The organism is Seonamhaeicola marinus (assembly GCF_008085455.1).
In genome coordinates, this window is record NZ_VSDQ01000815.1 from 330 (window position 1) to 1,470 (window position 1,141).

The 1,141-nt window shown below is 39.3% G+C and carries 1 protein-coding gene; it reads left to right on the forward strand.

Translation table 11 applies throughout. From position 1 onward, the window contains the following. Positions 1-1,141, forward strand: a 1,141-nt coding sequence (locus FUA24_RS23690) for a hypothetical protein (protein WP_187388383.1), incomplete at both ends; no start/stop codon positions are given.

The following is a 1,141-nucleotide window of genomic DNA, read 5'->3' on the forward strand; positions in this document are numbered from 1 at the left end:
TTGGTTTAATGTTTGGTATAGTATCATGTGGGTCTTATCAATACGTTGGTGTTGATGATGATGGTATTTATGGTTCTTCTACAGTACAAATAGCTAATACCCCTACACAAACAGTTACTGAAGTGCCTAACGACAACAGAAGTAATTACTACAAAAATTACTTTAGAAACAAATCTCTAGAATACGAAAACACACTTGAAAACGGTGCTATTTTTACTGATATAGATTCGTATTATACTGATGATTACGCGGTAAACGACACTATTTACAATGATTACCAAGGACATGCTGGTTGGGGACAAAACCCTAACAACGTAACCATAAACTATATTGACAACGGTTGGAATAACTGGGGTTGGAATGCTGGTTTTGGTTGGGGATGGAACAGACCTTACTCTAGATGGGGTTGGAACAACTGGGGATGGAATACCTATTGGGGATGGAATGACTGGAATTGGGGTTGGAATAACTGGGGTTATTACGATCCGTTTTGGGGTGGTGGTTTTTACGGTAGTTGGGCATACAACCCTTGGAGATACAACTACCCACACAGATATTATGGTGGCTATTATGGCAATAACAGATACTACAGCAACCGCGGTTATGCATATAACTCAAGCCGCAGAGGTAGCTATTACAATAAAAGTTCTAGAAGTGGTTTAAGTAGCAGAAATTACACATCTAGACGTTCTACTAGCGCAACATCAAAATACAATACAGCACGCCGCAGTAGTGTATCTAGCACCTCTAGCAGAGCTACAACATATAACAGAAGAGGCACTACTACATCTAGAATTAGCGGTAGTAATAACAGAAGTGCTACAAACAATTACAACACTGCTAGAAGATATAGTGGTACTAACAGATATTCTAGCACGCAAAGTAGAGGCACAACAGTAAATAGAACACCAACATCAAACTCTACAACAAGGTCTACTACACCTTATGCTAGAAGAAGTTCTAATTACCAACAACCTACTAGAAGCTACAATAATAATTCGTCTAGAAGCTCATATCCTTCGAGAAATTATGGATCTTCATCTTCTAGCAGCCGAAGTTCTTCTTATGGTTCATCTAGCCGAAGCTCAAGCTCAAGATCATCAATGTCTAGATCATCATCAAGTAGCAGAAGCGGTGGAAG